We start from the raw sequence: 24,792 nt of genomic DNA, 5'->3' as shown, positions 1-24,792 counted from the left end.
TATGGGGCTAATCTTTACGTGACACTGTCACTTAACAGGCATTCTTTTTCGTATCTGCGTGTAAAACCGTGGAATTATTGTCGGGATTGCTCAGATGTACCGAAGTGCGCGGTATCGCCTCGCCCGTGTTCGCCAGAGCCCTGAACACGCTGTAGCTGGATAACCTCCCCCTGCTCCCAGGCGTTAGCCCCCTTAACAACGGGATGTTCAGGCAGATCCTGCCGCTCGCGTTTAATGGCCCGGGTATCAATTCCCAGACGGCGATCCCGATCGGCCAGCAGCGCGGGGTCAAGCTGCCCGTCGCCAGTAAAGCCCATCATCAGCGCAGGGATACCCATTGGCAGGGTTTTATCCCGGTCGGTATGCCAGGTGTGCCAGGTCTTGCCATAAGTATTAACAATCTTACTCATCAACGCCTTATCAGCGACCTGCGGTAAGCCAGGCGCCACCAGGCTACCGGATTTCACCTCGTACTGGTGGCTGTGCCACAGTTTTTTCTCCTCGGGAGGAAGCGTTTTAAATAAACGTTCGCTGATAATGTACTCCACCCCCATCAGGCGCGCGTTTTTCGTATTGCCGTCGTAAATCACCGCCTGCATGACATCTTCGTTCAGGACGGTAACGTAATGGTGCGCTTCCATCTGTCCGTTTTTATCACCGCTATAAAAATGGAACCCGTCAAGGTAGGTACTGATGGCATCGACAGGTGGTCTGGATTGAATAGCCGCCGCGCCTGTTTCCAGGGTACGTAATTTGGCAGAGGTTTTTTCCCCGGGAATAGGTGTTTGCGGCGGCGTATTATTGGCGCCGCATCCGGCCAGAAAAGGAATGATAAAGAGTGCCAGCGGTAAAATTTTCATTAGGTCTCCATATAGTGAAAGGGCTCTAATGAAAATAGTGCAATACCACGTGATTGGTAGAAGAAATGGAAGATGTTATTTGTGACGGTGTCACAAATAGTAAAACCCGACACACAGGCCGGGTTTTGATATCAGTTTACTCTTATTTTGAGAGTTCTTTCTTGATTTCGTCTTTTATTTTGCTTAATTCACTCTGCGGGTTTTTCTTACAAAGCTCAACGGCTAGCGGCACTGCTGTCGTCTCAGTTTCCTGGAAATCTACGTAGTCCCCGCCTTTAAAATCTTCATCTTCATTCAGCACCCAGAAAGCGACTGGCGCCATCGTCTGCGGATTGAGGTCAACAAACTCCTGGCAGCTCATACCTTTAGGCGTAACGTTTGTTTTAGTAGTATCTGTTGCCGCATTCACGCTAACACTGGTTACCAGCGCTGCCACGATAATACCTGCTGTAGCAAGGGAGAATTTATTCATTGTTGTTGCTCCAATAATTATATAAATAACCTCTACATCTGCGCGTTAACCCGTTAATGTAGAACACAGAAAATAATACCCCTCCTCTCTCAGGAATAAAGATCACCCTCTGTGATATGGCTATTATTGATATTTACGTTGACTGATTTTGATGTTTGATGAATAAAGCAACATGGCGAGCAGATTTTAGGGCGAAAAAGTAGGCCACGACAATAGCCACTGACGTGGTCTACGGCGCGTTGAGGTGATAGAAATGCGGCAGGCATTCAGATAGACCGGGAGCGAGCCCTCCGTCTGAATGTATATTCATCAGCCCGATCAACCCATCGTTACCGGGCTGGAGAGGTTATCAGGCGTTAAGCTGGTAGTCGAGGGTGATTTCCGCATTCAGAACCTGCGAAACCGGACACCCGGCTTTTGCTTTCTGGATGATTTGATCGAAAGTTGAAGCATCAATATCTGCTACCGCGACTTTGCTTTGTAGCGCAATTTTGGTAATGGCGAAGCCCGCCTCCACCTTATCAAGCGATACATCAGCGGTGGTGTCAATGGATGTCGGCGTAAATCCAGCCTCTCCCAGCATGAGTGATAGCGCCATGGAGAAACAGGCCGCATGTGCGGCGCCGATTAACTCTTCCGGGTTGGTTCCCTGCGCGCCTTCGAACCGGGTATTGAATCCATACGGTTGTTGATTAAGCACGCCGCTTTCTGTTGATACAGTGCCTTTACCCCGTTTGATGTCGCCTTCCCAGTGTGCCTGACCTTTCTTATGGATTGTCATTTTTGCTCTCCTGTTGGCTCAAAAAATAAAGTATAGACCATGCTGCTAATCTGCGTTGTCCATGCCGATGGAGGTAGCATGTTGTCGATTACCCGCACTTCAGATATAGAAAATAGTTGTATGCTTTTTCAGTGATGAATATTAAACCAACAGGCCTCCCTTTCTTTAAAGAATATATCCCTCCTTTTATCCTTACTTTTTCTTCCGGAAGCGTATTCCATCATGTATATTTTAATTCAAATTAAGATTTGTCTTATCTCGTTGTAATAAAGGATAAAAATCTCAATAAGTAGCCTTTTAAATGTATATTAATTGACCGCTATTTGTATGAGGATATGTAATTGGCAAACGTAATATATTTTCTTCAGGGGTAAACAATTAGAGTTCCGCCTTGCGTTAAAATAACTCCAGGACTAATCTTAACCACAGCCGCAAAAATATTTGCCATGCTGAATACGAATTAATTTTCTGCGAGCCGTACTAAATAAATACATGTTCACGGAGGCATTATATGTTTACTTATCACTCAGCAAATACTTCAGCAGCACAACCGGCCCTGGTCAACGCAATTGAGCAAGGATTACGCGCGGAGTTAGGCGTTGTCACCGAAGATGATATTTTAATGGAGCTGACCAAATGGGTTGAGGCTTCCGACAATGACATCCTCAGTGACATCTACCAGCAGACCATCAACTATGTGGTAAGCGGGCAGAACCCGACTCTGTAAAACCTGCTATGCTGTATCGGCAACCTTAGGGGTTACGTTTCTTTCGCGTAAGCGAATTTGTCCTTAAAACTAGCAACAGGATTGAGGAGTTAACATGAAATCGAACCGTCAGGCTCGTCATATACTTGGACTGGATTACAGAATTTCCAACCAGCGTAAGGTTGTTACTGAAGGCGACACCAGCAGCGTGGTGAATAACCCAACCGGCAGAAAGCGCCGCGCCGATAGCCAAAAGTAATCGTACAGTCCTGAAATGACGTTAAACACCATTGCATCTGCAATGGTGTTTTTGTTTATAGGAATGACCTTAACGTCTCACAATGCTTTATACTCAGGGTCGGTTCCTTGGTGGAAGGCAATATATGATGATAAACGACGGTGCCAGGGACAGTTATTCGAAAAAGAGTGAGTAACATGGAAACTACAACCAAGAAAGCACGTTCCCTTTATATCCCTTACGCTGGCCCTGTATTGCTGGAATTCCCCCTGTTAAACAAAGGCAGCGCTTTTAGCGTAGAAGAGCGCCGCAACTTCAATTTGTCAGGGCTGCTGCCAGAGGTCGTCGAGTCGATTGAAGAACAGGCCGAACGCGCCTGGCTCCAGTATCAGGGGTTTAAAACAGAAATCGATAAGCATATTTACCTGCGTAACATCCAGGATACCAACGAAACGCTCTTTTATCGACTGGTGCAAAACCATCTTGAAGAGATGATGCCGGTTATCTATACCCCGACCGTGGGCGCGGCCTGTGAGCGCTTCTCTGAGATTTATCGCCGGGCGCGCGGCGTATTTATCTCTTATCCGAACCGTCACAATATGGACGACATTTTGCAGAATGTGCCTAACCACAACATTAAAGTTATTGTGGTGACGGATGGCGAGCGGATTCTGGGGCTTGGCGATCAGGGCATCGGCGGGATGGGGATCCCTATCGGTAAGCTGTCATTATACACCGCCTGCGGCGGCATTAGTCCGGCCTATACCCTTCCCGTTGTGCTGGATGTCGGCACCAACAATCAACAGTTACTCAACGATCCGCTTTACATGGGCTGGCGTCATCCGCGCATTACCGACGATGAGTATTATGCGTTTGTCGATGAGTTTATTCAGGCCGTTAAGCAGCGCTGGCCAGATATCCTGCTACAGTTCGAAGATTTCGCGCAGAAAAACGCAATGCCGCTGTTGACGTGCTATCGTGATGAGATTTGCTCCTTTAACGATGATATTCAGGGCACCGCAGCCGTGACCGTCGGTACGTTGATCGCCGCCAGCCGCGCTGCCGGCAGTCAGCTTAGCGAGCAGAAAATCGTTTTCCTCGGCGCGGGTTCCGCCGGATGTGGGATTGCTGAACAAATCATCGCGCAGACTCAGCGTGAAGGTTTAAGCGAAGATGCCGCTCGACAGAACGTTTTTATGGTTGATCGCTTCGGCCTGTTGACGGACCGGATGCCTAATTTATTGCCGTTCCAGGCAAAACTGGTGCAGAAATGCGACAATCTCCAGCACTGGGATACCGAAAATGACGTGTTGTCGCTGCTGGATGTGGTGCGTAACGTGAAGCCGGATATTCTGATCGGGGTTTCCGGCCAGACCGGGCTCTTTACTGAAGAGATCATCCGCGAGATGCATAAGCATTGCCCTCGCCCGATCGTCATGCCGCTCTCTAATCCCACCTCTCGCGTGGAGGCCACGCCACAGGACATTATCGCCTGGACGGAAGGCAACGCGCTGGTGGCAACCGGCAGCCCATTCTCGCCGGTCATCTGGAAAGATAAGGTTTATCCGATCGCACAATGTAATAACGCCTATATTTTCCCCGGCATCGGACTTGGGGTTATCGCTTCCGGCGCATCGCGCATTACTGATGAAATGCTGATGTCAGCCAGTGAGACGCTGGCGAAACATTCTCCGCTGGTGAATAACGGCGAAGGATTAGTGTTGCCAGCGCTTAAAGACATCCAGGTCGTGTCGCGCGCTATCGCTTTTGCCGTAGGTAAAATGGCGCAGCAACAAGGCGTAGCGGTGAAAACCTCTGCGGAAGCGCTGCAACAGGCGATTGACGATAACTTCTGGAAACCGGAATACCGCGACTACCGTCGGACTTCCATTTAATACGTACCCGGCGGTGAATGCCGCCGGATATCACTTTCTTCTTTAGTTTTGGTGAGTCTGTCGACACACCTGAATTCCTTTCCCTGCTTATTTGTCAAGCTACTAATATTAGCCACCTTTATGTATTGAACGGGGATTTATCAGGATAATCCTGGCTAAACTATTACATTGTATTTCTGCCGCCTTGCATAACTCATCAGAAATATTAATCCTAAAGAGGTAATAGCGCCTTACCTGCTATTACTTACCTGCTATGCAGTTCACTATTGATAAAAGGAGAAGGTTATGAAAGCTGCTGTTGTCACACAAGATCATCAGGTTGATGTTACTGAGAAAACGCTGCGTCCCCTTCGCCACGGTGAAGCTTTGCTAAAAATGGAGTGCTGCGGCGTATGCCATACCGATCTACACGTGAAAAACGGCGATTTCGGTGACAAAACCGGCGTTATTCTGGGACACGAAGGCATTGGCGTCGTGGCGGAAGTCGGTCCTGGTGTCACCTCGCTGAAACCCGGCGATCGCGCGAGTGTCGCGTGGTTTTATGAAGGATGCGGACACTGTGAGTATTGCAATACGGGCAATGAAACCTTATGCCGCAACGTGAAAAATGCCGGTTACACGGTAGATGGCGGCATGGCCGAAGAGTGTATTGTCGTCGCGGATTATGCGGTGAAAGTACCGGAAGGTCTGGACTCTGCGGCGGCAAGTAGTATTACCTGCGCGGGCGTTACCACCTATAAAGCGGTGAAGATTTCTCATATTAAACCTGGCCAGTGGATTGCCATCTACGGTCTGGGCGGTCTGGGTAATCTGGCCTTGCAGTACGCGAAAAACGTTTTCAATGCGAAAGTGATCGCCATTGATGTCAATGATGGACAACTGAAACTGGCCGAGGAAATGGGCGCAGATCTGACCATTAATTCACGTACGGAAGATGCGGCTAAAATTGTGCAGGAAAAAACCGGTGGCGCGCACGCAGCGGTGGTTACCGCGGTCGCTAAGGCGGCGTTTAATTCCGCAGTAGATGCCGTTCGCGCCGGAGGCCGCGTGGTGGCAGTCGGGCTGCCGCCAGAAGCCATGAACCTTGATATCCCTCGCCTGGTGCTGGATGGCATTCAGGTTGTCGGTTCGTTGGTGGGGACACGCCAGGATCTGACCGAAGCCTTCCAGTTTGCGGCGGAAGGAAAAGTCGTGCCAAAAGTCGCTTTACGTCCGCTTGAAGATATCAACGTTATTTTTAAAGAGATGGAACAGGGACAAATTCGTGGCCGTATGGTCATCGATTTCCGCCGTTAAACGATTTGCTGTGGTCGTCTGAGTATACAGACAGCAGATGAAAACAAGGCGCTACGAGGATAGCGCCTTGTTTATCAGATCGCGAAAGAATTACTGAATACCTTTTTCGCTCTCTTTTTTTGCTTCTGCCTTCTCGATTTCACGATACCAGCGTGGATGATGTTTCTTCGCCCAGCGACGGCTGACCTTCCCTTCGATCATGCCTTTAATCGAGCCTTTCACCCAAAACGCCATATACATATGGATGAGGATCGCGTGCATTAAAATAATGCCCGCCGCCGCATGAATTAACAGGCTATAACGCACCACCTGCATGGGAAAATACTGCGCGAAATACGGACGCCAGATAATCACGCCAGTCACCAGCAGCACAAAAATCATGCTCATAATGGACCAGAACATCATCTTCTGTCCGGCATTGTATTTACCGACATCCGCCACCTTATGCTCATTGCCTTTCAATACTTCGACAATATTTTTCAGCCACGGAATGTCTTTTTTATCCGGGATGTTGTGGTGGACGAAACGCACGAACATAAACATCAGCGCGATGAAGATGGCAATACCGAAGAACGGGTGCAAAATACGTCCCATCTGCGGCGTGCCGAAGGTTTGCGTCAGCCATTGTAGCGTCGGGAAGAAAAACGAAATCCCCGACAGCGCTACCAGGAAGAAGCAGATCACCACCGTCCAGTGACAGGCGCGATCGATAAATTTCGTGCGCACAATCATTTTCGACTTACTCATGATGATCCTCCTCATCGTCGTCCGTTTCTTTATTCGGGCCAATACCGATGTAGTGGTAAATCAGACCGGCGAAAGTGGCGATAAAGCCCGCTGCGGCCAGCGGTTTTAGCGCCCCTTTCCACAGATTGATTGAGGTATCGATCTGCGGATCTTTTGGCAAGCCGTGGTACAACTCCGGCTGATTGGCATGGTGCAGCACATACATGACGTGCGTACCGCCGACGCCCTGCGGGTTGTAGATACCGGCATGTTCAAAGCCGCGCGCCTTTAACTTCTCCACGCGTTGCTCGCCCAGTTCCAGCATCTCTTTTTTGGTGCCGAAGTGAATAGCCCCGGTCGGACAAGTTTTGACGCAGGCCGGTTCCTGGCCCACGCTGACGCGATCGACGCAGAGCGTACATTTATAAACGCGGTTGTCCTCTTTGTTGAGGCGCGGAATATTAAACGGACACCCGGCGATACAGTAACCACAGCCGATACAGTGTTCAGATTGAAAATCAACAATCCCGTTCGCGTACTGGATGATAGCCCCGGCAGATGGACAGGCTTTAAGACAGCCTGGATCTTCACAGTGCATACAACCATCTTTACGAATCAGCCACTCCAGCTTGCCGTTCTGCTCGGTTTCGGTAAAGCGCATCACCGTCCAGGACTTGGCGCTGAGATCGGCAGGGTTATCGTACACCCCGACACAATGACCAACGTTATCGCGAATATCGTTCCATTCAGAACAGGCTACCTGGCAGGCTTTACAGCCGACACAGGAGGAGACGTCGATCAGTTTCGCGACTTCGGCTTTGTAATCACGCGCCTGCGGAGGCGGCGTGATGGCGTTTGTTGCGGACCGTTTAATAATGTCCTGCGTTTCCATAGACATATGTTCGCCTCCCTTACGCCTTCTCGATGTTAACTAAAAACGCTTTGTATTCCGGCGTTTGCGAGTTGGCATCACCGACATTTGGCGTCAGAGTATTGGCGATATAGCCTTTGCGCGCGACACCCTCAAAGCCCCAGTGAATCGGGATCCCCACCGTTTCAACCTGCTGACCGTTGACATGCAGGGTGCGAAGACGACGAGTTACCACCGCGACCGCGCGAATAAACCCGCGTTTACTGCTCACCTTCACATAGTCGCCGTTAGCAATACCTTTCGCTGCCGCCAGCGTCTCACTGATCTCCACAAACTGTTCCGGCTGAGCGATAGCGTTAAGTAGCGCATGTTTGGTCCAGGTATGGAAATGCTCTGTGAGGCGGTAAGTCGTGCCCACGTACGGAAACTGCTCCTTCTTACCCATGCGCAGCGCATCTTCTTCATACAGACGCGCCGCCGGGTTCGAGACCACATTCGGGTGCAGCGGGTTAGTGCCCAGCGGCGTTTCCATCGGCTCGTAGTGTTCAGGGAACGGCCCTTCCGCCATCTTATCAATAGCAAACAGACGTCCCAGCCCTTCCGGCTGCATGATAAACGGATTGGTCCCGCTCCCCGGCGCCGCGTTGTTAAAGTCCGGAATATCGTTCCCTGTCCACTTCGCGCCGTTCCACTGGATCAGCATCCGTTTTGGATCCCACGGTTTACCCTGCGGGTCCGCCGAAGCGCGGTTATACAATACGCGACGGTTTAGCGGCCACGCCCACGCCCAACCCAGTGTATTGCCAAGCCCTGACGGGTCGGCGTTATCACGTCTGGACATCTGGTTGCCCTGCTCCGTCCAGCTACCGGTATAAATCCAGCAGGAGGAGGATGTCGTACCGTCATCGCGCAGTAATGCAAAACTGCTCAACAACTGGCCTTTCCTGGCAAGCAGTGTACCGTTGGCGTCATAGAGATCTTCCAGTGCATAGCCGTTGTTCTCTTTCGCCACTTCTTCCGAATGCGGTTCATCCGGCTGCTTGTAGTTCCAGCTCATCTTCAATAGTGGTTCGGCGCCTTTACCGCCTTCTGCGCGATACATTTCACGCAGACGATGGTAAATACCGGCCAGAATCTCGCCGTCGTTACGCGCTTCGCCCGGCGCGTCCTGACCTTTCCAGTGCCACTGTAACCAGCGACCGGAGTTAGCGATAGAGCCATCCTCTTCCGCAAAACAGGTAGACGGCAGACGGAAGACTTCGGTCTGAATCGTTGTCGGATCGACATCATTAGATTCGCCGTGGTTCTGCCAGAACGTTGACGTTTCAGTCACCAGCGGATCGATAACGACCAGATACTTCAGTTTGCTTAAGCTTTGCACCACTTTGTTTTTGTCCGGGAAGGACGCCACCGGGTTAAAGCCCTGACAGAAATAGCCGGTGACTTTCCCGCTATCCATCATGTTGAAATATTTGATCACGTCATAGGACTGATCCCACTTAGGCAGCCAGGCAAAGCCCCAGTCATTCTCTTTCTGCGCTGCATCGCCATAGAAAGATTTCATCAGGCTGACGAAGAACTTAGGATAATTACCCCAGTAGTTGACCTGATCGGCCAGCGTCGCTTTGGGGGTATTCGCTGCCAGATAAGTTTGCAGATCGGCCTGTTTTTCCGATGGCAGCGTCAGGTAGCCCGGCAGGCTGGTGGAGAGCAGTCCTAAATCCGTTAAACCCTGAATATTAGAGTGGCCGCGCAAGGCGTTCACACCGCCGCCAGCCATCCCCATATTGCCGAGCAGCAACTGGATCATCGCCATAGTACGGATGTTCTGCGCCCCGACGGTATGTTGCGTCCAGCCCAGCGCATACAGGAAGGTGGTAGTGCGATCCGGCGCGCTGGTAGAGGCCAACACCTCACACACCTTCAGGAAATCCGCTTTCGGCGTACCGCAGATGTTTTCCACGACGTCCGGCGTGTAGCGCGAAACGTGCTGCTTCAGCAGATTCCACACACAGCGTGGGTGCGTCAACGTTTCATCACGTTTGGCATAGCCGTTTTCATCGAACTGGTAGTTCCAGGAGGATTTATCGTACTGACGCTTTTGGGCGTCATAGCCGCTGAAAAGACCGTCATCAAAGGCAAAATCATCCCGCACCAGCAGGCTGGCGTTGGTGTAATGCTTAACGTATTCAGCGTTGATTTTGTTATTTTCGATCAGGTACAGCAAAACGCCGGACAGAAAGGTAATGTCTGTACCGGAACGTATTGGCGCATAGATATCCGCCACCGACGCCGTACGCGTAAAGCGTGGATCAACGACAATCAGCGTCGCATCGTTATTGTTTTTCGCTTCCATCGCCCAGCGGAAACCCACCGGATGCGCTTCTGCGGCATTGCCGCCCATCACCATCACGACGTTGGCGTTTTTAATATCCACCCAGTGGTTGGTCATCGCACCGCGACCAAATGTTGGAGCAAGACTTGCTACCGTTGGTCCGTGTCAGACGCGCGCCTGGTTATCTACCGCCAGCATACCGAGAGAACGCGCAAACTTCTGCGTCAGCATACCCGTTTCATTGCTGGCCGCCGAGGCGCACAGCATTCCGGTAGAGAGCCAGCGGTTAACCGTGACGCCCTGCTCATTCTTTTCAATAAAGTTGGCGTCGCGGTCGGCTTTCATTAATTTAGCAATACGAGTGAAAGCGTCATCCCAGCTAATGCGCTGCCACTTGTCGGAACCCGGCGCGCGGTATTCCGGATAGCGTAGGCGATCTTCACTGTGAACATAGTCCAGCAAACCGGCCCCTTTCGGGCACAGCGCGCCACGGCTTACCGGATGATCCGGGTCGCCTTCAATATGGTAAATCGCTTCTTTCGCGTTTTTTGCCCCATCTCCCAGGCTATACATTAATAGCCCGCAACCTACGGAACAGTATGTGCAGGAGTTACGGATCTCTTTTGCGCGCAACAGCTTATAGTTTCGCGCCTGAGCCAGGGCCATTTTAGGGGTAAAACCCAGTGCGGCCACCGTTGTTCCCGCCATACCGCCCGCGCAGATTTTAAAAAATTGTCTGCGGCTGACGTCCATTGCTTTCCTCTTTTTTCCACGGATGCACGCCTCCTTCGAACTGCAGCAAAACCTCAGCCCAGGATGCGTGTATAACTTCGCGAGGAAACTAACAGCAAAATCGATAACTTTTTTGCGTCAAATCAATATTGAAACGGTTCCGCTATTAAATAGCCCTATTTTTAAACTGCAATAACTCCAGGGAGGTACTAAAAAATGACACTGCATGGCATCGCCCTCGGAAAAAGTGCTATAAGTGGCAGTTTATTTTGCGCGGTATTCAGGACAGTCACAAAGCATGACATCACAAAAAGCAACGCTAATAGGGCTTGTTGCCATCGTTCTGTGGAGCACGATGGTTGGGTTAATTCGCGGCGTCAGCGAAGGTCTCGGACCGGTAGGCGGCGCAGCCATGATCTATTCATTAAGCGGTCTGCTGCTGATTTTTACCGTCGGATTACCTGATATCCGCCGTTTCCCGGGGCGATACCTCATCGCAGGCAGCGTACTGTTTGTCAGTTATGAAATATGCCTGGCGCTTTCTCTCGGTTATGCCGCCACTCGCCATCAGGCTATCGAAGTCGGCATGGTTAACTATTTATGGCCCAGCCTGACCATTCTGTTTGCCATTCTTTTTAATGGGCAAAAAACTAACTGGCTTATTGTTCCTGGATTGCTTATTGCACTTACTGGCGTTTGCTGGGTTCTGGGGGGCGAGAATGGTCTTAATCCAGGAGAAATTATCAGCAATGTCGCCACCAGTCCGCTAAGTTATTTACTGGCATTTCTTGGGGCGTTTATATGGGCGACATACTGCACCGTCACAAATAAATATGCGCGTGGTTTTAACGGTATCACCGTCTTTGTGTTACTCACCGCCGTGGCGCTGTGGTTCCACTATTTTCTTACGCCGCAACCTGCCATGATATTTAGCCTACCGGTGATTGCTAAACTTTTTACCGCGGCATTAACGTTGGGGTTTGCCTACGCAGCATGGAATGTGGGCATACTTCATGGCAATGTGACTATCATGGCCGTAGGGTCTTATTTTACCCCCGTCATGTCCTCTGCTCTGGCAGCGCTGTTACTCAGCTCACCACTGTCATTCTCCTTCTGGCAAGGCGCAGTCATGGTTTGCGTAGGTTCGCTACTTTGTTGGCTGGCAACGCGGCGGCGCTAATAGCGACGGGCGGGCCGATATTGATATTAAATCGACCCGCTGTGCCTTGACACTCTTCATAACACAACTACGCTTTTATCTATTGCCTGTGCGTATTTAACGATTTTCCATTTTCACGTGCTCCTCCTGCGCCATACCAGGATTGCGCTGGTAAAAATGAATTTTATAAAATCGTTAAATATGTTAATGTAATGATATAATTATATTAACAAATATATAATTAACGTTAGCTCGCAACTGTTATTAGTGCATATAATAATCAGTGGTTACTACCAAAAATAAAACCATAAACAGCCCAATAGTCCCCTCCGAAAATATATCTTATTAGACAGTCCCTATTTGAATTAATACTCTCAAATGTATTAAGGAGATCTCGATCACACAAATTAAAATAATTTGTAATCTTATGAAACTTATTATTGAACTTATGCCACTCCGTCATTTAAAAATAGTCTGCCATTGACAAACGCCTCGTTTAACAATGGTTGAGGAAACACGCTAAGAAAATTATAAGGATTATTAAAATGAAACTTAAGTTAGTGGCAGTGGCAGTGACTTCCCTGTTGGCAGCAGGCGTTGTAAATGCAGCCGAGGTATATAACAAAGACGGCAATAAACTGGATCTGTACGGTAAAGTTCACGCTCAGCATTATTTCTCTGATGATAACGGAAGTGATGGTGACAAAACTTACGCGCGTCTGGGCTTTAAAGGCGAAACGCAGATCAACGATCAGTTAACCGGTTTTGGCCAGTGGGAATATGAATTCAAAGGCAACCGTACTGAAAGCCAGGGCGCTGACAAAGACAAAACCCGTCTGGCGTTTGCTGGTCTGAAATTCGCTGACTACGGTTCTTTCGACTACGGTCGTAACTACGGCGTTGCTTACGACATCGGCGCATGGACCGACGTTCTGCCAGAGTTTGGTGGCGATACCTGGACTCAGACTGACGTCTTCATGACTGGCCGTACTACTGGTGTTGCCACCTACCGTAACACTGACTTCTTTGGCCTGGTTGAAGGTCTGAACTTTGCCGCGCAGTACCAGGGCAAAAACGACCGTGACGGCGCGTACGAGTCTAACGGCGACGGTTTCGGTCTGTCCGCAACGTATGAGTACGAAGGTTTTGGCGTAGGTGCGGCCTATGCGAAGTCTGACCGTACTAACAACCAGGTGAAAGCAGCGAGCAACCTGAATGCTGCGGGTAAAAACGCTGAAGTCTGGGCTGCTGGTCTGAAATATGATGCGAACAACATCTACCTGGCGACCACCTACTCCGAAACGCTGAACATGACCACCTTTGGTGAAGATTCAGCGGGTGATGCGTTTATCGCGAATAAAACCCAGAACTTTGAAGCAGTTGCTCAGTATCAGTTCGACTTCGGTCTGCGTCCGTCCATCGCTTACCTGAAATCCAAAGGTAAAAACCTGGGTACTTACGGCGACCAGGATCTGGTTGAGTACATCGATGTTGGCGCAACCTACTACTTCAACAAAAACATGTCCACCTTCGTTGATTACAAAATCAACCTGCTGGACGACAGCGACTTCACCAAAGCGGCTAAAGTGTCTACCGACAACATCGTTGCTGTTGGTCTGAACTACCAGTTCTAATTTTGTTGTAGTCTGAATACAAAGCCAGTCCTTTCAGGGCTGGCTTTTTCTCTTGATGTAGACTCGGTCATAAGGAGTATGCCGTGCAGACGTTCACTGGTCGTTGTCTTTGCGGACAGAGCCATTTTACCGTTGACGTCGAAATGCTGGATGTCTATGCCTGCCATTGTACGCTGTGTCAAAAATGGTCGGGTGGAATAGCCATGTATCTGGAAGCCTGCGGGCAACCACAGCTAGCCCCCCTTTCCCCGGAACCGCCATACTTTTCATCCTCTTCGCGCGGCGAACGCTACTTCTGTTCCGGCTGCGGGTGTCCGCTGTGGTTCCGGCTTACCGATACCGATCGCTATTTTATTCCCTGGACCTTACTGGAACTGAACGAAGTTGATCGCCGTCGGCTGATTCTGGCTGCGGAAATTTATACCGAGACCCAACCTGCCTTCTGGCGACTGACGGGGCAATACGCACGCCTCAGCGGTAAAGAGGTTGAGGAAATGGACTCCCCCTGCCAGCTAGCGCATTAAGCGCTTATCTCATCAGGCGTTATGTTATCGGCGTTGGGCTTTTGCCAGGCTGAACCACATCCCTACCGCCAGCAAAAGAAGCATACTCCCGGCGCTGCTTAACGCCACGCTATGCGACCAGATAAAGGCGTGTCTGGCGGCGTCCAGTATTGCCTGCCCCAGCGTGGGCGGCAGGCTATTCGCCAACTGCACGGCTTCTCCCATTGAAGATGACGCTCTGGCAATCTCTTGCGCCTCAAGCCCGGCAGGCAGACGGATAGAAGCGGAGAAGCTACGGCTTAACAACAGACCGAAAATGGCGATGCCCAGTCCCGCGCCCAGTTCATAAGCCATCGTTTCTATCGCGCCGGCCGCCGCCGCTTTTTCTGCCGGCGCAGCGGCCATAATTGCCGACGTGGAAGCCAGCAATGCGCTGGCGGCGCTAAATCCCAGCAGCGCCATCAGCCCCCAGGCCTGCCATTGTTGGGTGCTGAAATCCGTCATCGCCAGGCCATAAAAACTCAGCGCGCTTAACGCCATGCCGCCCGTCGCGACCAGCCGTAGTCCCAGACGCGAGACCAGCACGCCCGCAATTGGCCCGCTGAATCCACTGGCGACCATCACCGGCAGCATAAATACCCCGGCCTCATAAGGCGATAGCCCGTGAACAAACTGTAGCTCTTGCGCCATCAGCAGCTCAAAGCCCACCAGAGTGATCATCGCGGTCATCGCCATCACGACGCCGCTCAGGATAATGCGATGGGTAAATAGTCGCATATCAATCATCGGACGCGATGTCGCAAGCTGTGTGCGGATAAAGAGTCCCAGGAGCAGCGCGCCGGTAAGCAGGGTAAGCGAGATGACCCACAGCGACAGATGCCCTTTCAGCGCGGTTTTAGCGCTATAGACCAACAGCAAAATGGCAATAATCAGCATCACCGCATGGCCAAGATTGAGCGGTTGATCGCGACGGCCCGCCTGGCGAGGAACATAGCGGGCGGTTAAGCCCATGACGACCAGCACAATCGGCACGTTGATCAGGAAAACCGATCCCCAGTAAAAATGCTCTAATAATATGCCGCCGATGAGCGGCCCAAACGCCGCTCCGCCCGAACCTACCGCTGCCCAGACGCCCAGCGCCATGTTGCGATGCTTCTCTTCGCAAAAGGTGGCGCGTATCCCGGCCAGCGTCGCCGGTACAATCATCGCCGCGCCAATAGCCAGTAATACCCTGGTGGCGATAAGCCAACTGGCGGTATGCGAAAACGCCGCCGCCAATGATGCCAGGCCAAAGAGCGTCCCGCCCAGCATCAGCAGGCGTTTAAAACCGATACGATCGCCAAGCGCGCCCATCGGCAACACCATGCCAGCCATGACCAAAGAATAAATATCAATGATCCACAGCAGCTCGTTACCGCTGGCCCCCAGTGTCATACTCAGTGTCGGCGCGGCGACATGCAAGACCGTGGCATCAATGGCGACAGGAATATAGACCAGCACAATAATGACTAACGTTAACCACTGACGAAACATAACTCTCCCTTCAAAAACTCAAATTTGGACGCCTGTCCAGTTTCAGGATCCTACGGTAAGTTGAACGAATGTCCAGCTTTTTGTTACACTGCGCGTATTGGCTAATGTGGGGAAAATATGAGTTACCTTAACCGGGATGAACGCCGCGAAGTGATCCTGCAAGCGGCGATGCGCGTGGCGCTGGCAGAGGGGTTTGCCGCCATGACGGTGCGACGAATCGCATCAGAAGCCGATGTCGCCGCCGGCCAGGTGCATCACCACTTCAGCTCGGCGGGCGAGCTCAAAGCGCAGGCCTTTGTCCATTTGATCCGCACCCTACTTGATGCCGGGCAAGTTCCGCCGCCCGCCACCTGGCGTGCACGGCTTCACGCTATGTTGGGTAGCGAAGACGGCGGCTTTGAGCCTTACATAAAATTGTGGCGAGAGGCGCAAATTCTGGCCGATCGGGATCCGCACATCAGAGATGCTTATCTCCTCACGATGCAGATGTGGCATGAGGAAACGGTCACAATTATCGAGCAGGGCAAACAGGCAGGAGAATTTACGTTTGCTGCTAACGCCACAGATATCGCCTGGCGGCTTATCGCACTGGTGTGCGGGCTGGACGGTATGTATGTGCTGGGTATTCCGGAAATGGCCGATCCCGCGTTTAAATTCCATCTGGATCGTATGATTACGCTTGAACTCTTTGCGTAAAGTTACAAATAATTTAATAAAAATCACTTTTAATTTACAAATAGTAACAATTAAGAAACATCATATCTCCTCTTCGCGCCGCGCTGGCCTGGTTTTTTATCTATTCTTTCACTCAATATTCTAAAAAAACTTCAATAAGTTCTCAAAAGAGCGCGTGACGCTCTGTCTCTTTTTTGTGTTTTTTTCAAATGATATGCGCATGTGAGGGGTAAAATGACACGACAAAACGAGAATTATAACCGTTATCTCTTGAGTGACTGGCGACCCGAAAATCCAGCCTTCTGGGAGAATAAAGGGAAAGGCATCGCCAGAAGAAACTTATGGATTTCAGTAAGTTGTTTGCTCCTGGCATTTTGCGTCTGGATGTTGTTTAGCGCTGTTGCCGTCAACCTCAATAAAATTGGATTTAATTTTACCACCGACCAACTCTTTTTATTAACCGCATTACCTTCTCTTTCCGGCGCAATATTACGCGTTCCCTACTCCTTTATGGTACCACTGTTTGGTGGCCGTAAATGGACCGTATTAAGTACCGTAATATTGATTATTCCCTGCGCCTGGCTGGGATTCGCCGTGCAAAATCCTGCCACCCCTTTCGGGGTATTTATGCTCATCGCTCTGTTGTGCGGTTTTGCGGGGGCAAACTTCGCGTCCAGTATGGGCAACATCAGTTTTTTCTTTCCAAAAGCCAGACAAGGTAGCGCGTTGGGTATTAACGGCGGACTGGGAAATCTTGGCGTCAGTGTGATGCAGTTGATTGCGCCGCTGGTTATTTTTCTGCCGATATTTACTTTTTTAGGCGTCCGGGGCGTGCCGCAACCTGATGGCTCCCTGCTCGCTCTCACTAACGCCGCCTGGATCTGGGTGCCGTTACTGGCTGTCGCGACGCTTGCCGCCTGGTTTGGTATGAACGATATCGGCAGTTCAAAAGCGTCTGTCGTCTCGCAATTGCCGGTGCTAAAACGTCTGCACCTGTGGCTGCTTAGCCTGTTGTACCTGGCGACATTCGGGTCATTCATCGGCTTTTCCGCAGGTTTCGCCATGCTCGCCAAAACGCAATTTCCCGACGTAAACATTCTGCAACTGGCGTTCTTTGGCCCCTTTATCGGCGCGCTGGCGCGATCGGCAGGCGGCGTGATCTCCGATAAATTCGGCGGCGTTCGCGTCACGCTCATTAATTTTATCTTTATGGCGCTGTTTACCGCCTTGCTATTCCTCACGCTGCCAGGCTCCGGCGCAGGCAGCTTTAGCGCGTTCTATCTTGTTTTTATGGGCCTGTTTTTGACAGCGGGTCTCGGCAGCGGTTCTACCTTCCAGATGATTGCGGTGATCTTCCGTCAGATCACGCTCTACAACGTCAAACTGCGCGGCGGGAGCGATGAGCAGGCGCAGCGCGAAGCGGTGACGGATACCGCCGCCGCGCTCGGTTTTATCTCCGCTATTGGCGCTGTGGGCGGCTTCTTTATTCCAAAAGCGTTTGGCACCTCTTTGGCCTTGACCGGCTCGCCGGTGGGCGCCATGAAAATCTTTTTGCTGTTTTACATCGCTTGCGTCCTGCTGACCTGGCTGGTCTACGGGCGTCGTAAGCCTAAACAACAATAACAACATACGCACCTGTAGGACGGCCATCCGGTAATGGTTTAACGCCAAATCGACAGGATGGCGGAAAATTTATCGAAGCAGGAGAAATGTCATGAGTAAACTGTTGGATCGCTTTCGTTACTTTAAACAAAAAGGCGATACCTTTGCCGACGGCCATGGTCAGGTGATGCATACCAACCGCGACTGGGAAGACAGTTATCGCCAGCGCTGGCAGTTTGATAAGATCGTGCGCTCAACCCACGGCGTCAACTGCACGGGCTCCTGTAGTTGGAAAATTTATGTCAAAAATGGTCTGGTGACGTGGGAAACCCAGCAAACCGACTACCCGCGCACGCGTCCCGATTTACCGAACCATGAACCGCGCGGCTGCCCGCGCGGCGCCAGCTACTCCTGGTATCTCTATAGCGCCAATCGTTTGAAATACCCTCTGGTGCGTAAGCGGCTGATAGAACTGTGGCGCGAGGCCCTTTCCCGGCACAGCGATCCGGTACTGGCATGGGAATCTATAATGAACGACCCGCAAAAATGCCAAAGTTACAAACAGGTGCGCGGACATGGCGGCTTTATTCGTTCGAACTGGAAAGAGCTGAATCAGCTCATTGCCGCTGCTAACGTCTGGACAATCAAAACCTATGGTCCGGATCGTGTGGCGGGGTTTTCACCTATTCCGGCAATGTCGATGGTTTCTTACGCCGCCGGAACACGTTATCTGTCATTGCTTGGCGGTACTTGTCTGAGCTTCTATGACTGGTATTGCGATCTTCCACCCGCGTCGCCAATGACCTGGGGCGAGCAGACTGACGTGCCGGAGTCCGCCGACTGGTATAACTCAGCCTACATTATTGCCTGGGGCTCTAACGTGCCGCAGACGCGTACCCCGGACGCCCACTTCTTTACCGAAGTGCGCTACAAAGGCACTAAGACGATCGCCATCACCCCGGACTATTCCGAAGTCGCTAAACTGTGCGATCAGTGGCTGGCGCCAAAGCAAGGTACCGACAGCGCGCTGGCGATGGCCATGGGTCACGTTATTTTAAAAGAGTTTCATCTCGATAATCCCAGCGACTATTTTCTTAACTATTGCCGCCGTTATACCGATATGCCAATGCTGGTCCTGTTGGATGAGCGCGCAGACGGCAGTTATGTACCGGGGCGTATGATGCGCGCGTCGGATCTGGTGGATGGACTGGGAGAAGCCAATAATCCGGAATGGAAAACCGTCGCGCTCAACAGTACGGGCGAACTGGTCGCGCCCAATGGTTCTATCGGTTTTCGCTGGGGAGAAAAGGGAAAATGGAACCTGGAACCGGTGGCGGCAGGCGTCGAAACTGAACTGTCGCTCTCTTTACTTGGTCAGCATGATGACGTGGCGGGTGTCGCTTTCCCCTATTTTGGCGGCAACGAAAACCCACATTTCCGCAGCGTGCGGCAGGAACCGGTGCTGGTACGTCAGTTACCGGTGAAACGCCTGGCTCTGGCGGACGGTAGCGAGCGGATGGTCGTCAGCGTTTACGATCTGGTGCTGGCTAATTATGGGCTGGATCGTGGTCTGGATGACGGCCATAGCGCCAATAATTATAACGACGTAAAAGCCTACACGCCGGCTTGGGGCGAACAGATTACCGGCGTGCCGCGTCGACATATCGAAACTATTGCGCGTGAATTTGCCGAGACCGCCCATAAAACTCACGGTCGCTCAATGATCATCCTCGGCGCGGGAGTGAATCACTGGTATCACATGGATATGAATTACCGTGGGATGATTAACATGCTGGTGTTCTGCGGCTGTGTTGGACAAACCGGCGGCGGCTGGGCGCACTATGTCGGCCAGGAAAAGCTGCGGCCGCAAACCGGCTGGCTGCCGCTGGCCTTCGCGCTGGACTGGAATCGCCCGCCGCGTCAGATGAACAGTACCTCGTTTTTCTACAACCATGCCAGCCAGTGGCGCTATGAAAAACTGACTGCGCAAGAGTTGCTGTCGCCGCTGGCCGATCCGGCTAAATTTTCCGGACACCTGATCGATTTCAACGTGCGCGCGGAACGTATGGGCTGGCTACCCTCGGCGCCGCAGCTTAATCTTAACCCGCTCAGCGTGAAAGCGAGCGCCGATAAAGCCGGGCTGTCTGCGGCGGATTATACCGTGCAGGCGTTGAAATCAGGCGCTATCCGTTTTGCCTGCGAACAGCCTGACAGTGGTCATAATCACCCGCGAAATTTATTTGTCTGGCGCTCTAACCTGCTCGGCTCCTCCGGGAAAGGTCATGAGTACATGCTCAAATATCTGCTGGGCACCGACAGCGGTATTCAGGGCGAAGCGCTGGGTTCCAGCGAAGGAATTAAGCCTGAAGAGGTGGAATGGCAGTCCGCCGCGATTGAGGGCAAGCTCGATCTGTTGGTCACGCTTGATTTCCGTATGTCCAGTACCTGTCTGTTTTCCGATATCGTTTTGCCGACCGCCACCTGGTATGAAAAAGACGATATGAATACCTCGGATATGCATCCGTTTATCCACCCCCTTTCCGCCGCGGTCGATCCTGCCTGGGAATCCAAAAGCGACTGGGAGATCTACAAAGGTATCGCCAGCGTCTTTTCTGAAGTGTGTGTCGGACACCTCGGACAGGAAACCGATGTGGTGCTACACCCGCTCCAGCATGATTCCCCGGCGGAACTGGCGCAGCCATTTGATATTCTCGACTGGCGTAAAGGCGAGTGCGAACTTATTCCGGGCAAAACCGCCCCCAATATCGTCGTGGTTGAACGCGATTATCCGGCCACCTATGAACGTTTTACCTCGCTGGGTCCCCTGCTGGATAAATTAGGCAACGGCGGTAAGGGGATTGCCTGGAATACGCAAGATGAAGTCGATTTCCTCGGTAAGCTCAATTACACCAAACACGATGGCCCGGCGAAAGGACGTCCGCGAATAGACACCGCGCTGGATGCTTCGGAAGTGATTCTTGCCTTAGCGCCCGAAACTAACGGTCAGGTGGCGGTGAAAGCCTGGCAGGCGTTGGGCGAGATGACCGGGCGCGAGCACACCCATCTGGCCATCAATAAAGAAGATGAGAAAATTCGCTTTCGTGATATCCAGGCGCAACCGCGCAAAATTATCTCCAGCCCGACCTGGTCAGGACTGGAAAGCGAACATGTCTCTTATAACGCCGGCTATACCAACGTACATGAACTGATCCCGTGGCGCACGTTGTCGGGGCGGCAACAACTCTATCAGGATCATGCGTGGATGCGCGCTTTTGGCGAAAGCCTGGTGGCATATCGTCCGCCGATTGATACCCGCAGCGTCAGCAAAATGCGAGAAATTCCGCCCAACGGTTTCCCGGAAAAAGCGCTTAACTTCCTGACGCCGCACCAGAAATGGGGAATTCACTCCACCTACAGCGAAAACCTGCTGATGCTGACCTTGTCGCGCGGCGGGCCGATTGTCTGGATCAGCGAAGCCGATGCCCGTGAATTGGGTATTGAAGATAACGACTGGATTGAAGCCTTCAACGCTAATGGCGCCCTTACCGCTCGTGCGGTGGTCAGCCAGCGCGTCCCGCCGGGTATGACCATGATGTACCACGCCCAGGAGCGGATTATGAACATTCCGGGTTCGGAAGTCACCGGGATGCGCGGCGGGATCCATAACTCCGTGACCAGGGTCTGTCCAAAACCGACGCATATGATCGGCGGCTATGCGCAACTGGCTTACGGCTTCAACTATTACGGAACCGTGGGTTCGAATCGCGATGAATTCATCATGATCAGGAAAATGAAAAACATTAACTGGCTGGATGATGAGGGCCGGGATCAGGTACAGGAGGCGAAAAAATGAAAATACGCTCACAGGTTGGGATGGTACTGAATCTCGATAAATGTATTGGCTGTCACACCTGCTCCGTCACCTGTAAAAACGTCTGGACCGGACGTGAAGGGATGGAATACGCATGGTTCAATAACGTCGAAACTAAACCGGGCATCGGCTATCCCAAAAACTGGGAAGACCAGCAGGAGTGGCAAGGCGGTTGGGTTCGTGATGTTAATGGCAAGATAAGGCCCCGTCTGGGCGGCAAAATGGGGGTAATTAGCAAAATTTTCGCCAACCCGGTGATTCCGCAAATCGATGATTACTATGAACCCTTTACCTTCGATTATCAGCATTTACATACAGCGCCGGAGAGTAAGCATCAGCCCACTGCCCGTCCTCGTTCACTGATTGACGGAAAACGGATGGACAAGGTGATCTGGGGGCCAAACTGGGAAGAGCTGCTCGGCGGCGAGTTTGAAAAACGCGCCCGCGACCGCAACTTCGACAACATACAAAAGGAGATGTACGGTCAGTTCGAAAACACCTTCATGATGTACCTGCCGCGCCTGTGCGAACACTGCCTGAACCCCAGTTGTGTTGCCACCTGCCCAAGTGGCGCTATTTATAAGCGTGAAGAAGACGGCATCGTGCTAATCGACCAGGATAAATGCCGGGGCTGGCGTTTGTGTATCAGCGGCTGCCCATACAAAAAAATCTACTTTAACTGGAAGAGCGGCAAGTCTGAGAAATGCATATTTTGCTATCCGCGTATTGAATCCGGCCAGCCGACCGTTTGCTCGGAAACCTGCGTCGGGCGCATCCGTTATCTTGGCGTTCTGCTCTACGACGCCGACAGGATTGAAGAAGCGGCCAGTACCGAACACGAGACAGATTTGTATGAACGTCAGTGCGATGTGTTTCTCAATCCGCACGATCCGGCGGTCATCGAAGAGGCGCTTAAACAGGGCATCCCGCAAAACGTCATCGACGCCGCCCAACGGTCGCCGGTGTACAAAATGGCGATGGACTGGAAGCTGGCGCTTCCGCTGCACCCGGAATACCGTACCCTGCCGATGGTCTGGTACGTACCGCCGCTATCGCCCATCCAGTCATACGCCGACGCGGGCGGGTTGCCGCACAATGGCAATATTCTGCCGGCGGTGGAGACGCTGCGTATTCCGGTCCAGTACCTGGCCAATATGCTCAGCGCGGGCGATACCGGCCCGGTCATTCGGGCGCTAAAGCGGATGATGGCGATGCGCCACTACATGCGCTCGCAGACGGTTGAAGGCGTGACGGATACCCGCGCCATTGACGAAGTCGGTCTGAGCGTACAACAGGTTGAAGAGATGTATCGCTACCTGGCGATTGCCAATTATGAAGATCGTTTTGTCATTCCCACCAGCCACCGGGAAATGGCGCGCGATGCCTTTCCGGAGCGCAACGGCTGCGGCTTTACTTTTGGCGACGGTTGTCACGGCTCGGATACCAAATTCAACCTGTTCAACAGTAGCCGTATTGATGCCATCAATATCACCGAAGTACGTGATAAAGCGGAGGGGGAATAATGCAAATCCTCAAAGCGATTGGCCTGTTGATGGAGTATCCGGACGACGAGTTGTGGGAATGTCGGGATGAAGCGCTTGCCCTTATCCAACACGATGCGCCAATGCTGGCCGACTTCACTCGCGAGCTGCTTTATGCGCCGTTACTGGATAAACAAGCAGAATGGTGTGAAGTGTTTGACCGCGGGCGCGCCACTTCATTGCTGTTATTCGAGCATGTTCATGCGGAGTCCCGCGATCGCGGCCAGGCGATGGTCGATTTGTTAAGCCAGTATGAAACCGTGGGCCTGCAGCTCAACTGCCGCGAACTGCCGGATCACCTGCCGCTCTATCTGGAATACTTAAGCGTGTTGCCGGAAGCGGAAGCGCGCGAGGGATTACAGAATATTGCCCCTATTCTGGCGCTACTGGGCGGTCGTCTGAAACAGCGAGGAGCGCCGTGGTATCAACTGTTTGACGCCCTGCTGACGCTGGCGGGCAGTACGCTTACAAGTGACAGTGTCACCAAACAGATTGTTCAGGAATCGCGGGATGATACCCGTCAGGCACTGGATGCCGTCTGGGAAGAAGAACAGGTGAAGTTTATCGAAGATAACGCCACGACCTGTGACAGTTCACCGTTACACCATTATCAACGACGCTTTAGCCAGGACGCGGCGCCGCAGTACGTCGACGTCAGCGCGGGAGGCCCGAAATGATACAGTACCTGAACGTCTTTTTTTACGATATCTACCCCTATATTTGCGCCACGGTCTTCTTCCTCGGCAGTTGGCTGCGCTATGACTACGGACAATATACCTGGCGCGCGTCGTCCAGCCAGATGTTGGATAAGCGTGGGATGGTGATATGGTCGAATCTGTTCCATATTGGCATTCTGGGGATCTTTTTTGGCCATCTGTTTGGGATGCTGACGCCACACTGGATGTATGCCTGGTTCCTGCCGATTGCGGTAAAACAGCAGATGGCGATGATCCTCGGCGGCGTGTGCGGCGTATTAACGTTGATCGGCGGCGCGGGATTACTGTGGCGTCGTCTGACCAATCAGCGTGTGCGGGCGACATCCACTACACCAGATATTATCATCATGAGCATTTTGCTGATTCAGTGCCTGCTTGGCCTGAGCACCATTCCGTTTTCGGCGCAATATCCAGATGGCAGCGAAATGATGAAGTTGGTGGGCTGGGCGCAAAGTATTGTCACCTTCCGCGGCGGGTCTTCGGAAATGCTGAGCGGTGTGGCGTTTGTTTTCCGCGTTCATCTGGTGCTGGGAATGACTATTTTCCTGCTCTTCCCGTTCACCCGTCTGGTTCATGTCTGGAGCGCGCCGTTTGAGTATTTCACCCGTCGCTACCAGATTGTTCGTACCCGCCGCTAATTCTCTTT

At 51.9% G+C, this 24,792-nt stretch carries 20 protein-coding genes; 13 read left to right on the top strand and 7 right to left on the bottom strand.

Translation table 11 applies throughout. The annotated features are described in order from the left end of the window. Nucleotides 1-74 precede the first annotated feature (74 nt). The 3 genes from J4617_RS03530 to J4617_RS03520 all read right to left on the bottom strand — a co-directional run bounded on the left by J4617_RS03530 (nt 75) and on the right by J4617_RS03520 (nt 2,113). Nucleotides 75-860 carry an OBAP family protein gene (locus tag J4617_RS03530; protein WP_000698599.1) on the bottom strand — a complete coding sequence of 262 codons (786 nt, stop codon included), beginning with the start codon at nt 858-860 and terminating at the stop codon, nt 75-77. A 142-nt stretch (nt 861-1,002) separates the two neighbouring features. Beyond that, the gene (gene hdeB, locus J4617_RS03525; protein ID WP_001032161.1) at nt 1,003-1,332 is read right to left on the bottom strand and encodes an acid-activated periplasmic chaperone HdeB; all 330 of its coding nucleotides are present in this window, start codon (nt 1,330-1,332) and stop codon (nt 1,003-1,005) included. A 349-nt stretch (nt 1,333-1,681) separates the two neighbouring features. Next, a complete protein-coding gene (locus tag J4617_RS03520) occupies nt 1,682-2,113 on the bottom strand; it encodes an OsmC family protein (RefSeq protein ID WP_000152297.1) in 432 nt (143 codons plus the stop codon). A 511-nt stretch (nt 2,114-2,624) separates the two neighbouring features. Between J4617_RS03520 and bdm the strand changes: the two genes are divergently transcribed. The 4 genes from bdm (at nt 2,625) to adhP (ending at nt 6,248) form a co-directional block, all read left to right on the top strand. Then, entirely contained in the window at nt 2,625-2,840 is a 216-nt protein-coding gene (bdm, locus tag J4617_RS03515) for a biofilm-dependent modulation protein (protein WP_208290671.1), read from the top strand. Between the two features lie 94 nt (nt 2,841-2,934). Further along, complete coding sequence (sra, locus tag J4617_RS03510; RefSeq protein ID WP_000841559.1) at nt 2,935-3,078, top strand: stationary-phase-induced ribosome-associated protein; 144 nt, start codon at nt 2,935-2,937, stop codon at nt 3,076-3,078. A 176-nt stretch (nt 3,079-3,254) separates the two neighbouring features. Further along, nucleotides 3,255-4,952, top strand: coding sequence for an NAD-dependent malic enzyme (locus J4617_RS03505; protein WP_017465716.1), 1,698 nt, complete (start codon nt 3,255-3,257; stop codon nt 4,950-4,952). 285 nt (nt 4,953-5,237) lie between these two features. Then, nucleotides 5,238-6,248, top strand: a complete 1,011-nt coding sequence (adhP, locus tag J4617_RS03500; RefSeq protein WP_000642447.1) for an alcohol dehydrogenase AdhP — start codon at nt 5,238-5,240, stop codon at nt 6,246-6,248. A gap of 90 nt (nt 6,249-6,338) precedes the next feature. On the opposite strand, the gene fdnI is transcribed toward adhP, so the two are convergent. From fdnI to fdnG, 3 genes are read right to left on the bottom strand one after another with little or no spacing between them, the layout of a single operon-like run. Further along, entirely contained in the window at nt 6,339-6,995 is a 657-nt protein-coding gene (gene fdnI, locus J4617_RS03495; RefSeq protein ID WP_000045634.1) for a formate dehydrogenase-N subunit gamma, read from the bottom strand. Beyond that, the gene (gene fdxH / locus J4617_RS03490; RefSeq protein ID WP_000061599.1) at nt 6,988-7,872 is read right to left on the bottom strand and encodes a formate dehydrogenase subunit beta; all 885 of its coding nucleotides are present in this window, start codon (nt 7,870-7,872) and stop codon (nt 6,988-6,990) included. Before fdxH ends, fdnI begins: the two co-directional genes overlap by 8 nt. Before the next feature lie 13 nt (nt 7,873-7,885). Beyond that, complete coding sequence (gene fdnG, locus J4617_RS03485; RefSeq protein ID WP_001574320.1) at nt 7,886-10,933, bottom strand: formate dehydrogenase-N subunit alpha; 3,048 nt, start codon at nt 10,931-10,933, stop codon at nt 7,886-7,888. Nucleotides 10,934-11,210: 277 nt separating this feature from the next. Here fdnG and yddG point away from each other — a divergent pair, with 277 nt between their 5' ends. The 3 genes from yddG (at nt 11,211) to J4617_RS03470 (ending at nt 14,229) form a co-directional block, all read left to right on the top strand. Further along, nucleotides 11,211-12,092, top strand: a complete 882-nt coding sequence (yddG, locus tag J4617_RS03480; protein WP_000203795.1) for an aromatic amino acid efflux DMT transporter YddG — start codon at nt 11,211-11,213, stop codon at nt 12,090-12,092. 524 nt (nt 12,093-12,616) lie between these two features. Further along, nucleotides 12,617-13,705, top strand: a complete 1,089-nt coding sequence (gene ompD / locus J4617_RS03475) for a porin OmpD (protein ID WP_000769037.1) — start codon at nt 12,617-12,619, stop codon at nt 13,703-13,705. Between the two features lie 143 nt (nt 13,706-13,848). Next, the gene (locus J4617_RS03470; RefSeq protein ID WP_014343841.1) at nt 13,849-14,229 is read left to right on the top strand and encodes a GFA family protein; all 381 of its coding nucleotides are present in this window, start codon (nt 13,849-13,851) and stop codon (nt 14,227-14,229) included. A 24-nt stretch (nt 14,230-14,253) separates the two neighbouring features. On the opposite strand, the gene smvA is transcribed toward J4617_RS03470, so the two are convergent. Then, nucleotides 14,254-15,741 carry a methyl viologen efflux MFS transporter SmvA gene (smvA, locus tag J4617_RS03465; protein WP_017466201.1) on the bottom strand — a complete coding sequence of 496 codons (1,488 nt, stop codon included), beginning with the start codon at nt 15,739-15,741 and terminating at the stop codon, nt 14,254-14,256. A 117-nt stretch (nt 15,742-15,858) separates the two neighbouring features. On the opposite strand from smvA, the gene J4617_RS03460 reads away from it, so the two are divergent. The 6 genes from J4617_RS03460 (at nt 15,859) to narI (ending at nt 24,784) form a co-directional block, all read left to right on the top strand. Then, nucleotides 15,859-16,437 carry a TetR family transcriptional regulator gene (locus tag J4617_RS03460; protein WP_017466200.1) on the top strand — a complete coding sequence of 193 codons (579 nt, stop codon included), beginning with the start codon at nt 15,859-15,861 and terminating at the stop codon, nt 16,435-16,437. Nucleotides 16,438-16,650: 213 nt separating this feature from the next. Continuing rightward, a complete protein-coding gene (locus J4617_RS03455; protein WP_000198258.1) occupies nt 16,651-18,039 on the top strand; it encodes a NarK family nitrate/nitrite MFS transporter in 1,389 nt (462 codons plus the stop codon). A 91-nt stretch (nt 18,040-18,130) separates the two neighbouring features. After that, the gene (locus tag J4617_RS03450; protein ID WP_001748399.1) at nt 18,131-21,871 is read left to right on the top strand and encodes a nitrate reductase subunit alpha; all 3,741 of its coding nucleotides are present in this window, start codon (nt 18,131-18,133) and stop codon (nt 21,869-21,871) included. Next, nucleotides 21,868-23,412 (top strand): nitrate reductase subunit beta, encoded by a 1,545-nt coding sequence (gene narH / locus J4617_RS03445; RefSeq protein ID WP_000702603.1) that lies wholly within the window; start codon nt 21,868-21,870, stop codon nt 23,410-23,412. The genes J4617_RS03450 and narH overlap by 4 nt, the downstream gene beginning before the upstream one ends. Continuing rightward, on the top strand, nt 23,412-24,107 hold the full coding sequence (gene narW, locus J4617_RS03440) for a nitrate reductase molybdenum cofactor assembly chaperone (RefSeq protein ID WP_001166287.1): 696 nt from the start codon (nt 23,412-23,414) through the stop codon (nt 24,105-24,107). Before narH ends, narW begins: the two co-directional genes overlap by 1 nt. After that, entirely contained in the window at nt 24,104-24,784 is a 681-nt protein-coding gene (gene narI / locus J4617_RS03435) for a respiratory nitrate reductase subunit gamma (protein ID WP_000617106.1), read from the top strand. The genes narW and narI overlap by 4 nt, the downstream gene beginning before the upstream one ends. The last annotated feature ends 8 nt before the right edge of the window (nt 24,785-24,792 follow it).

Origin of the sequence: Salmonella sp. 32010601201800023SM, from assembly GCF_017572235.1 — a bacterium.
Lineage (GTDB): Bacteria > Pseudomonadota > Gammaproteobacteria > Enterobacterales > Enterobacteriaceae > Salmonella > Salmonella enterica.
This window is presented reverse-complemented; position numbering and strand designations above follow the sequence as displayed.

Bases quoted from the DNA above. Each gene is read 5' to 3' on its own strand.
- adhP (WP_000642447.1), top strand. From the start codon at position 5,238: ATGAAAGCTGCTGTTGTCACACAAGATCATCAGGTTGATGTTACTGAG.
- smvA (WP_017466201.1), bottom strand. From the start codon at position 15,741: ATGTTTCGTCAGTGGTTAACGTTAGTCATTATTGTGCTGGTCTATATT.
- J4617_RS03520 (WP_000152297.1), bottom strand. From the start codon at position 2,113: ATGACAATCCATAAGAAAGGTCAGGCACACTGGGAAGGCGACATCAAA.
- fdxH (WP_000061599.1), bottom strand. From the start codon at position 7,872: ATGTCTATGGAAACGCAGGACATTATTAAACGGTCCGCAACAAACGCC.
- ompD (WP_000769037.1), top strand. From the start codon at position 12,617: ATGAAACTTAAGTTAGTGGCAGTGGCAGTGACTTCCCTGTTGGCAGCA.
- J4617_RS03460 (WP_017466200.1), top strand. From the start codon at position 15,859: ATGAGTTACCTTAACCGGGATGAACGCCGCGAAGTGATCCTGCAAGCG.
- J4617_RS03455 (WP_000198258.1), top strand. From the start codon at position 16,651: ATGACACGACAAAACGAGAATTATAACCGTTATCTCTTGAGTGACTGG.
- J4617_RS03530 (WP_000698599.1), bottom strand. From the start codon at position 860: ATGAAAATTTTACCGCTGGCACTCTTTATCATTCCTTTTCTGGCCGGA.
- J4617_RS03470 (WP_014343841.1), top strand. From the start codon at position 13,849: ATGCTGGATGTCTATGCCTGCCATTGTACGCTGTGTCAAAAATGGTCG.
- bdm (WP_208290671.1), top strand. From the start codon at position 2,625: ATGTTTACTTATCACTCAGCAAATACTTCAGCAGCACAACCGGCCCTG.
- narH (WP_000702603.1), top strand. From the start codon at position 21,868: ATGAAAATACGCTCACAGGTTGGGATGGTACTGAATCTCGATAAATGT.
- yddG (WP_000203795.1), top strand. From the start codon at position 11,211: ATGACATCACAAAAAGCAACGCTAATAGGGCTTGTTGCCATCGTTCTG.
- narW (WP_001166287.1), top strand. From the start codon at position 23,412: ATGCAAATCCTCAAAGCGATTGGCCTGTTGATGGAGTATCCGGACGAC.
- J4617_RS03450 (WP_001748399.1), top strand. From the start codon at position 18,131: ATGAGTAAACTGTTGGATCGCTTTCGTTACTTTAAACAAAAAGGCGAT.
- J4617_RS03505 (WP_017465716.1), top strand. From the start codon at position 3,255: ATGGAAACTACAACCAAGAAAGCACGTTCCCTTTATATCCCTTACGCT.
- narI (WP_000617106.1), top strand. From the start codon at position 24,104: ATGATACAGTACCTGAACGTCTTTTTTTACGATATCTACCCCTATATT.
- sra (WP_000841559.1), top strand. From the start codon at position 2,935: ATGAAATCGAACCGTCAGGCTCGTCATATACTTGGACTGGATTACAGA.
- hdeB (WP_001032161.1), bottom strand. From the start codon at position 1,332: ATGAATAAATTCTCCCTTGCTACAGCAGGTATTATCGTGGCAGCGCTG.
- fdnI (WP_000045634.1), bottom strand. From the start codon at position 6,995: ATGAGTAAGTCGAAAATGATTGTGCGCACGAAATTTATCGATCGCGCC.